The sequence below is a fragment of the Haladaptatus sp. genome, from assembly GCF_049589095.1.
In the GTDB taxonomy this organism is placed as follows: domain Archaea; phylum Halobacteriota; class Halobacteria; order Halobacteriales; family Haladaptataceae; genus Haladaptatus.
In genome coordinates this window covers 1-6,591 of record NZ_JBAWAC010000077.1, presented here as the reverse complement: position 1 = coordinate 6,591, position 6,591 = coordinate 1, and the positions used below count along the sequence as shown (strand labels likewise).

The following is a 6,591-nucleotide window of genomic DNA, read 5'->3' as shown; positions in this document are numbered from 1 at the left end:
CGCGTTCACAAAGCATATACCGGACCGCGAATTTTCATTCGACATCAACTGCGTCGTCTCCCGAATGGCGCGTTTCCAGCATGAACAGACGAAAATCACTCTGTATGGCACTCGTGGCATTTCTCACTCTCTCGCTCGTCACGGGTGTGACGACGGCCCACGGACGGAACACCCCCGATTTGGCGGAGAGCACGCCGTTTAACCACGACAAAACACCGGCAAACAACAGTTCCATTTCGATCCGGCACGAAGGGGATTCGATCTCCCTCGACGCTGCGTCCAATCAGACGGTCCGCGGGAACACCACGCTCGATCCCGGGACGAATCTCGAAGTGCAAGTCCACGCCACGAAGCAGTTCTTCATGTCCGATTCGGTGACCGTGCAACCGAACGGCAGCTTCAACGCCTCGTTCAACTTCAGCGAATACGAACCCGGCACGGAGTTCGGCGTCTCCGTCGGTTTACCACGGAACAACTCGACGGAAATCGACGTGCTGGCGACTGCCGACGGGGTCCTCCAGCGACCGGGGAAATCGACCACCGGTTCGACAACCACGAGGAACACGACAGCCACGACGACCTCGACGACGGCGACGACACGGACGGACGCGACGATGGCATCGACCACGTCGAGCACCACGTCGACCAACCGAGCGATAAACAACACCACCGACACGGATTCCGTGACCGAAACGATGGCGAACGAACGGACGGCGAGCGACGGTCAGCCGGGATTCGGAATCGTGATCGCGCTGTTCGCGCTCGTCGGAATCGGTCTCGTCCGTCGAAACGCATAGCGGTCGGAGCACATTTACGACCCAACTCCTAGTTTTTCACATGGAAGACGGTACCGCGACGAGTTCGGGCGAGTCCTCGAACCACCCCTCACACGCTCGGATGGTGCAAGCGGTGCTCCGAAGCGGTGCCCTCGGGGCGCTTGGTCTCTTTGCTATCTCCCTCTGGGCGACCGTGCTAGTCGCCCTGGCAGGGGGAACAAGCGTCGGCGTGATGGTACAATCCGCGCTGAGCATCGTTTCGCTCGGACTCGGAACCGGGACGATAGCACTGGCCGTCATCGCCAAACGTGGACTCGATTACGTCGATTTCGAGGTTCCGAGTAGGCATGATCTCGGCTACGTCCTCGCGGGGATCGTGGCGATATTTCTACTGATGTATCTCGGGTCCGCGCTCCTGTCGCTGTTCGGGGTTCAAGAGGCGAGCCACAGCGTCGAACGGACGGCGAACAGCGGTAATCCGGAGATACTCCTCCTTTTCATCCCGCTCTCGTGGCTCATCATCGGGCCGTGTGAGGAGCTGTTGTACCGGAACATCATTCAAAAATCGCTGTACGATACGTTTTCCGGCTACGGTGCCGTCGTGGTCGCGAGCGTGATCTTCGCGCTCGCACACGTCTTCGTGTACAGTTCGGGGTCGACGCCTGCACAACTGGGAGGGACACTCGCCACGATCTTCCTCCTCTCGCTCGTACTCGGGACGGTGTATCTCAAAACGGAGAACCTCACCGCGTCTGCGCTCGTTCACGGCACGTTCGATGCCATCGCTTTCGCCACGATGTACCTCCAGTTCACGAGCTAACGAGTCAGTTCGGGTTTTTCCGCGTGAGAGGGCTGCCACAGATCGGGCAGCGCTCTTTCTTCTCGTCGAACTCCCGACCACAGCCTGCACACTGGAACGACCAGTTTCGTTGTTCCTCGATACCGTCCTGTGCGATGACTTCGACGGAAACGTCGAGTCGGTCGGCGACGTTCTGCATCGCGTAGTCGTCGGTAACGAGCGTTCCGTCGAGTTCGAACGCGGACGCGATGAGCCGGATGTCCGTGTCCGAGAGCACGTTCAAGTCGCCCGTGTGATCCGCCGCGCGCTGGACTTTCTCGACGGCGTCGTCTCTCGGAATGTGAATGTGCATTCCCGAACCCTCCATCGCATCGAACCGGAAGGCGTGTTCACCCTCCAGTTCCTCCTGAACCATCGGAATTGACGCGGTCTGTTGGGTGGTGTGGTACTCGTTGATAAACGCTGAGGAATCTAGGATGTACATTTACCGCTGAACGACGATGTAATCTTTGACCGCCTGCACTCGGTTTACGGGCAGTTCGAAATGACCGTCCTCGTTCATGTCGAGGTTCACGGTGTCGGTGTCGAGCTGTTCGTCGGGTTCGACGACGAGACTCGACAGCCCCCCCGTCTTCAGGTTCATGGTGATGTTGTAGAGCATTCCCAGTTCCGTACCGTCAGAACCCATGACGGCCTTCCCCGAGAGGTTTTCAGCGAGTATGCTCGGCATACGAGGTGATTACCGAGCGCTACTACATAAACTCCACGGGGAGGACTTGCCTCCCGACGAATTCGGATGAATGGAGTTCGAAGGCCGCACAGGCGTGGCGATGGAGTTAAATGCCGTGCGGGGCTGTTCTGTGATAAGAACTTCTCCCGGGTGGTAGGTATGTCGGACACAGATACACACGAAACGGAAACTCAATCCCTCAGGACTCCCATCGTCGCAGTCCTCGGTCACGTCGACCACGGCAAGACCAGCCTGCTCGACAAGATTCGAGGCTCGACGGTCATTGAGGGTGAGGCGGGAGCGATTACACAACACATCGGCGCGACGGCCGTGCCACTCGACGTGGTGTCGAAAGTCGCCGGGAAACTGGTCAACCCGGACGACTTCGACCTGCCGGGGCTACTGTTCATCGACACCCCGGGACACCACTCGTTCACGACCCTTCGGTCGCGCGGCGGCGCGCTCGCGGATATCGCCATCCTCGTCGTGGACGTCAACGACGGCTTTCAGCCACAGACCGAGGAGGCCATCAACATCCTCAAACAGTCACAGACGCCGTTCGTCGTCGCGGCGAACAAGATCGACACGACGCCGGGGTGGAACCCCCAAACCGATGCGCCAGTGCAGCAAACGTACGAGGCCCAAAGCGACCGTGCGCGCTCGACCCTCGACGGAAGCCTCTACGAACTGATCGGCGAACTCAGCGACGCGGGATTTTCGGCCGACCTCTACTGGCGCGTGCAGAACTTCCAGAACAACATTGGCGTCGTCCCCGTCAGTGCGGAAACGGGCGAAGGCGTCCCGGACGTACTCACGGTGTTGATGGGGCTGGCCCAGCGCTACATGCGCGAGGACATGGAAATCGACGTGACCGGACCGGGTGCCGGAACCGTCCTCGAAGTCAAAGAAGAGAAAGGGTTCGGGACCACCATCGACGTGGTTTTGTACGACGGTACTATCCACGCCGACGAAACCATCGTCGTCGGCGGGAAGAACGAACCCATCGTGACGGACGTCCGTGCCTTGTTGAAGCCGCGACCGCTCGCCGAAATCCGAACCGAGGACAGATTCGAGAAGGTCGATTCCATCGCGGCGGCATCAGGGGTGAAGATCGCCGCACCCGACCTCGACGACGCGATGGCCGGGGCACCGGTCAGGGTCGTCCGTGACCGTGAGATCGACGACGTCATCGCCGAGGTGCAAGCCGAATTGGCCGAGGTCGAAGTCACAACCCAAGAGGAAGGGATCACGGTGAAAGCCGATACCCTCGGAAGCCTCGAGGCCATCGTGAGCACGCTCGAAGAGGAAGAGATCCCCGTCATGCGTGCGGAAGTCGGCGACGTTGCACCGCGCGACATTCGCTTTGCGACGACCGCCGACGAGCAGAAACACCGGACGATCCTGGCGTTCAACGTGGACACGCTCGCCGAAGCCGCCGACGAGGCCGACCAGCGGGACGTTCGGATGTTCGACAGCGACGTGATCTACCAACTCATCGAGGAGTACGAGGAGTACGTGGACGAGATGGAGCGTGCCCAACAACAGACCGTCCTCGACAACATCACCCGCCCGGCCCGCTTCCGTATCCTCGAAGACCACGTCTTCCGACAGAACGACCCCGCCGTCGTCGGTGTGGAAGTCATGTCGGGAACAGTGCGGAACAACTCCTTCGTCGCCAAGTTCGAAGCCAACGAGCCGAAACGCGTCGGTAGCATCAAAGGCATCCAAGAACAGGGCGAGGACGTGGACGAGGCGCGCGCCGGAAGCCGAGTCAGCGTCGCCATCGACGGACCGACCGTCGGCAGGCAGATAGACGAGGGTGACGAGTTGTGGATCGACCTCCCCGAAAAACACGCCAAGATTTTGGAACAGGAGCTCTCGGACGACATCCCGGCCGACGAACTCGAAGCGTTGCAGATGTACCTCGACAAACAACGAAAGCGCGACCCGTTCTGGGGCAAGTAAGGGTTCAACGCGGTCGATTTCGACCAAAGAGTTACGTTTTAGTTTTCGGCAGTAATACACTCTCCCGGAGGGATGCATAGTGAGTATACAGGAAAAGTTCCAGAGTCGTATCGCTCGCTGGTCGATTTCGTACTACGACATCGTTCTGTTCGCCTTACCGGCCGTGTTGCTCGTCGGAGCGGTCGCTGAAGTCCTCCTTCCGGTTCCGTCTCACGCAGGAATAACTGCTGCAGGAATCGTGTCGGCGCTCGTGCTCGGCGACGCGATGTTCAACCGGCCGCCTAGCGGGCGGTCGGTGTGACTTGGTCCTCGATGGCCTGTTTCACTTGCAGCGCGGCGCTGGCCGCGAGGCCGCGAGCGACTTCGTCGCGTTCTTCCTCGCCGATGAGTTCCTCGTCGTCGAGTTCGTCTCGCTCCGGTTCGAACCCGGCGCTGACGATGTGACCGACGGGCGGTTGCACCGACACCGACGCCTGCGGTCCGGTCATACTGTTCGTCACCTGCGAGCCGATGATGTACTCTTCGGGGAGATATTTACGGGTCAAAGTGGCGATATCGGAGACGCTGTCCCGCAGAAGGCGGCGCTGTTTTGGAGTGAGTTCTTCGACATCCACGGACGCGCGCTGTCCGGCCTGCGTCACGTCGGGAATGCCAGCGTAGGGAGTATTTCCATTCATGCGGTCAACTACCCTCTGATAAGTTAGAGCACGGTATAAACCCGTCGCCCCCGGAAACTAACAAATCGGCTCGCTCTGCCCGTACACCGCGAGGACGACGGCTGTGACGTACGTCCCCGATTCGGCGTCCGCGGTGACGACTTTCGTCGTCTCGTCGGAGAACTCCCAGTCACGCAGGGCACGGCCCGCTTCCAATCCGGCGCGGACCCGTTCCTCGATTTCCGTCGCGTCGGTGTCGCCTGACGCTTCGTAGAACAGCCCTGCGCCGTCGCTTTCGCTCCATCCGAGTCCGGCGGAGACATGACCCGGCCCCGGGCGCGTCGCCCGCGCTTCCACGACGGTCAAACGATTTCCGGCAGGGCCGAGGTCGGGCGCGGTACCGACTGCTTCGACCGACGTGTCGGCGGGGATGACCGACGATACCGAGACGAGATTGTAGTTGTGGACGTTGGCTTCGGCCAGTGCGGCGTCGTACGACGACATCTTCGTCGGTCCGCTCGCGGTTCCCCAGACGACCCGAATCGTGCTCATGGTCGGTGGTCGGTCCGTCGCGGGAAAGGGTCTGTCGATTAGCGTTCGACTTCGACCGAACTCCCGAGGTATTTCGATATCACTTCCGACACCGAATCCGCCTTGAACGTCGCCAAATCCGCCGCGATTTCCGCCTTCAACGCGTCGTAGTACTCCTCGTCGGTTTCGAAGGCGCGGTACTCGACGTTCGTCACGGGGACGCCGAGCGCCTCGCTCGTCAGCTTCCTGAAGTAGCGTTCGTCGCCGACGTCCCCGCGCCAGAGGTTGTCCCGGAAGAACCGCCATCCGTCCTCACCGGGTGGGTCGGCACGACGAAAGAGTCGCGTTTCGAACTCCTGGGGTTCGAGCGAGACTCCAGAAACGTCCGGTTCGAGGCGGAACCGAACCGCGAACACGTAGCGAGCGTCCATCAGCGCAGGTCGTCGAAGCGCTCGGCCATCTCGACGTCTTGGTCCGTAATTCCACCCTCCTCGTGGCTGGTCAGCCGAACCTCGACTTCCTTGTAGCCGATTATCATTTCGGGATGGTGGAACTCCTCCTCGGCAACCTCCCCGACTTCGGACGCGAACGCGACGCCGTCCAAGTAGTCGTCGAACTCGTAGGTGCGAACGATTTCGTCACCGTCACGCTCCCAGTCGCTCGGTTTTCGATTCTCCACCTCGTCATCCGAGAGCAAGCTTGCCATACGTCGCCTCACGACAGGGGTGTAAATAAAGCCTCTCGCCCCAGCTTTTGCTGCTGTCAGTTAACCCACCCCCGCGCGAATCGCGCGGGGGTTGGGCGCTTCCCTGGCAAAATCCGGACCAAAAGCCACGAAAGACGTTCCTGCTCGCGGTGCTGCGCGGGCATGCGACTTTCTGGCCTCCTCTCACTCCGTTCGAGAAGACTTCCTCACCCCTCTTCGGGGGGTCGTCGGCCCGGAAAATCGGAGATTTTCTGGCGTCTCAAAATCGCGGCGCGATCTCGATGGTTCGAAAGACCGCAGGTCTTCCGGTGGAGATGCTAGCAACTGTCGGTTGTGTCGATTCGGTTTCTGGCGGTTGTGTCACCGGCCGTTTCCGGCAGTTGTGTCGTATGCTGATTCGAGAGAGAAAATCCACTGTTCGCTTCTAA

10 protein-coding genes are annotated in these 6,591 nt (G+C 60.3%); 4 read left to right on the top strand and 6 right to left on the bottom strand.

All coding sequences use genetic code 11. The features are described 5' to 3' along the window. Positions 1-104 precede the first annotated feature (104 nt). Both WBV42_RS02770 and WBV42_RS02765 read left to right on the top strand, forming a co-directional pair. Positions 105-797, top strand: coding sequence for a BGTF surface domain-containing protein (locus WBV42_RS02770; protein WP_423984681.1), 693 nt, complete (start codon positions 105-107; stop codon positions 795-797). A gap of 40 nt (positions 798-837) precedes the next feature. Then, entirely contained in the window at positions 838-1,596 is a 759-nt protein-coding gene (locus tag WBV42_RS02765; protein WP_423984680.1) for a lysostaphin resistance A-like protein, read from the top strand. A 4-nt stretch (positions 1,597-1,600) separates the two neighbouring features. Here the strand turns inward: WBV42_RS02765 and WBV42_RS02760 are convergent, their stop codons facing one another. Both WBV42_RS02760 and WBV42_RS02755 read right to left on the bottom strand, forming a co-directional pair. Then, positions 1,601-2,059: an NOB1 family endonuclease gene (locus WBV42_RS02760; protein ID WP_423984679.1), complete on the bottom strand. Its 459-nt coding sequence runs from the start codon at positions 2,057-2,059 to the stop codon at positions 1,601-1,603. After that, the gene (locus WBV42_RS02755) at positions 2,060-2,305 is read right to left on the bottom strand and encodes a PRC-barrel domain-containing protein (RefSeq protein ID WP_066140814.1); all 246 of its coding nucleotides are present in this window, start codon (positions 2,303-2,305) and stop codon (positions 2,060-2,062) included. Between the two features lie 159 nt (positions 2,306-2,464). On the opposite strand from WBV42_RS02755, the gene infB reads away from it, so the two are divergent. Beyond that, complete coding sequence (infB, locus tag WBV42_RS02750) at positions 2,465-4,270, top strand: translation initiation factor IF-2 (protein ID WP_423984678.1); 1,806 nt, start codon at positions 2,465-2,467, stop codon at positions 4,268-4,270. Positions 4,271-4,349: 79 nt separating this feature from the next. Next, positions 4,350-4,571 (top strand): hypothetical protein, encoded by a 222-nt coding sequence (locus WBV42_RS02745; protein WP_423984677.1) that lies wholly within the window; start codon positions 4,350-4,352, stop codon positions 4,569-4,571. Here the strand turns inward: WBV42_RS02745 and WBV42_RS02740 are convergent. The 4 genes from WBV42_RS02740 to WBV42_RS02725 are packed head-to-tail and all read right to left on the bottom strand — an operon-like array spanning position 4,552 to position 6,163. Beyond that, entirely contained in the window at positions 4,552-4,947 is a 396-nt protein-coding gene (locus tag WBV42_RS02740) for a DUF5811 family protein (RefSeq protein ID WP_066140809.1), read from the bottom strand. The genes WBV42_RS02745 and WBV42_RS02740 overlap by 20 nt on opposite strands. A gap of 57 nt (positions 4,948-5,004) precedes the next feature. After that, positions 5,005-5,478, bottom strand: a complete 474-nt coding sequence (locus WBV42_RS02735) for a pyruvoyl-dependent arginine decarboxylase (RefSeq protein ID WP_423984676.1) — start codon at positions 5,476-5,478, stop codon at positions 5,005-5,007. A gap of 38 nt (positions 5,479-5,516) precedes the next feature. Beyond that, positions 5,517-5,888 carry an LWR-salt protein gene (gene lwrS / locus WBV42_RS02730; RefSeq protein WP_423984675.1) on the bottom strand — a complete coding sequence of 124 codons (372 nt, stop codon included), beginning with the start codon at positions 5,886-5,888 and terminating at the stop codon, positions 5,517-5,519. Next, the gene (locus WBV42_RS02725; RefSeq protein ID WP_066140800.1) at positions 5,888-6,163 is read right to left on the bottom strand and encodes a 4a-hydroxytetrahydrobiopterin dehydratase; all 276 of its coding nucleotides are present in this window, start codon (positions 6,161-6,163) and stop codon (positions 5,888-5,890) included. The genes lwrS and WBV42_RS02725 overlap by 1 nt, the downstream gene beginning before the upstream one ends. Between the last annotated feature and the right edge of the window lie 428 nt (positions 6,164-6,591).

Excerpts from the sequence above, each read along its gene's own strand:
- WBV42_RS02770 (WP_423984681.1), top strand. The coding sequence starts at position 105 with ATGGCACTCGTGGCATTTCTCACTCTCTCGCTCGTCACGGGTGTGACG.
- WBV42_RS02765 (WP_423984680.1), top strand. The coding sequence starts at position 838 with ATGGAAGACGGTACCGCGACGAGTTCGGGCGAGTCCTCGAACCACCCC.
- WBV42_RS02760 (WP_423984679.1), bottom strand. The coding sequence starts at position 2,059 with ATGTACATCCTAGATTCCTCAGCGTTTATCAACGAGTACCACACCACC.
- WBV42_RS02755 (WP_066140814.1), bottom strand. The coding sequence starts at position 2,305 with ATGCCGAGCATACTCGCTGAAAACCTCTCGGGGAAGGCCGTCATGGGT.
- infB (WP_423984678.1), top strand. The coding sequence starts at position 2,465 with ATGTCGGACACAGATACACACGAAACGGAAACTCAATCCCTCAGGACT.
- WBV42_RS02740 (WP_066140809.1), bottom strand. The coding sequence starts at position 4,947 with ATGAATGGAAATACTCCCTACGCTGGCATTCCCGACGTGACGCAGGCC.
- WBV42_RS02735 (WP_423984676.1), bottom strand. The coding sequence starts at position 5,478 with ATGAGCACGATTCGGGTCGTCTGGGGAACCGCGAGCGGACCGACGAAG.
- lwrS (WP_423984675.1), bottom strand. The coding sequence starts at position 5,888 with ATGGACGCTCGCTACGTGTTCGCGGTTCGGTTCCGCCTCGAACCGGAC.
- WBV42_RS02725 (WP_066140800.1), bottom strand. The coding sequence starts at position 6,163 with ATGGCAAGCTTGCTCTCGGATGACGAGGTGGAGAATCGAAAACCGAGC.